General features: G+C 66.9%; 2 protein-coding genes. One reads left to right on the top strand and one right to left on the bottom strand.

Features of this window, described 5'->3' with window-relative positions; genetic code table 11:
• Positions 1-94: 94 nt before the first annotated feature.
• Entirely contained in the window at positions 95-727 is a 633-nt protein-coding gene (locus AC08OT_RS16250; RefSeq protein WP_476596148.1) for a mycothiol-dependent nitroreductase Rv2466c family protein, read from the top strand.
• 186 nt (positions 728-913) lie between these two features.
• Here the strand turns inward: AC08OT_RS16250 and AC08OT_RS16245 are convergent.
• Positions 914-1,515: NUDIX hydrolase (locus AC08OT_RS16245; RefSeq protein ID WP_476597333.1), on the bottom strand; the 602-nt coding region annotated here is incomplete at its 5' end.

Genomic DNA, 1,515 nt, shown 5'->3' with positions numbered 1-1,515 from the left:
CATAGGCCCGTCCAGGGCGGCCTGTTCGACATCGCGTTCCCGACGGGAGAAGACCTGGGCACAACCGGTCTGAGATAGGACGGAGTTCACTTTGATGACCAGGGAACAGTCCGGCCGCGCCGAGGTCGGGTTCTGGTTTCATCCGCTGTGCCCGTGGGCGTGGATCACTTCACGTTGGCTCCTGGAGGTCGAGCAGGTCCGGCCGGTGCGCGCCGATTGGCGGATCATGTCGCTGGCCTACCTGAACCTGGTCCAGCGCGAGGGCAAGGGACTTAGCGAGGATTACCGTGACCTGATGATGCGTGCGTGGGGTCCGGTGCGGGTCTGCGCGGCAGCCGCCGAGCACGGCGGCCGTGGCGTCCTCGGACCGCTGTACACCGCGATCGGCACCCGGCTGCACAACCAACGACGCCGCGACGATCCCACTGTGATCACCGAGGCTCTCGCGGAGGCGGGCCTGCCCGGCTCGCTGGCCTCGGCCGCCGCAAGCACCGAGTTCGACCAACTCATCACCGACTCGCACGACGATGCGTTCAACGAGGTCGGCCTTGACGTCGGGACGCCTGTTCTCCGCATCGGTGGCACGGCTTTGTTCGGCCCCGTGATCACACCCGCCCCTCGCGGTGAAGCCGCCGGACGATTCTGGGACGGCCTGGTCATGGTCGTTGGGACGGACGGCTTCTTCGAGCTCAAGCGAACCCGGGACCGCAAACCGTCCTTCGAGTGAGACGCGTGAGCGGACACCACAGCTCGGCCAGCGTCGGCCGAGGCTCCGACCGTCCAAGTTCCGGGCTCGGTTCGACATCCGGTTCGGCAGGGAGGGCTGACGACGACCACGGAGCCTTGACTGGTGCGCTCCGCGGTAAGGCGCCGCTGTTTGCCGGGGTCGTTCAGCGAGCCCCGGTCAGCCGATCTAGGCCGGTGCACTGACCGCTCGCGCGATGCGATGGCCGACAAGCCGCTCGGCCACCGCGAGCGGATACCATGCGGCACCGTGAACCTCGGACTCCTGGATGCGCCCCACGTCCGCATGCGCCGTGGTGAAGGCGTACCCGATGTCGAGGTGGTAGTGATCCGGCTCGTCCTTCATCGGTCGTGCCGGAACCTGGCCGTACTCGATATAGACGGGGGTTCGCAACGCGGGGAAGACCGTGCCGGGGTCAACACCGGTCTCCTCCGTCAGCTCGCGCACTGCCGCGCCGATGAGTGTGGTGTCGGTCGGCTCCAGGTGGCCGCCAGGCTGCAACGTGATCCCGTATGCGCGGTGCTCGACCAGCAGGATCTCGGCGTCGCCGCGGACGTCACTACGGACCAGAAGCGCACCGGCGGTTACGTGCATCGGAAAGGTCCGCCGCGAGGCGAAATCCCGTCCTTGAGAAAGCAGTAGCAGCGGCTCAGCCAGCAGCGTGGCCTCGTCGGGGTAACACTCGATGTAGGCGGAAAGCGCACTCGAAATATCCGAATCACTGATCGCCACGAGCTGCCCCCGCATCAGCCCGAGAGACCAGCCCGTGT

It is taken from the genome of Frankia sp. CgJB1, from assembly GCF_977947065.1.
The sequence above is the reverse complement of the archived record's forward strand: the minus strand, read 5'-3'. Positions and strand labels throughout refer to the sequence as shown.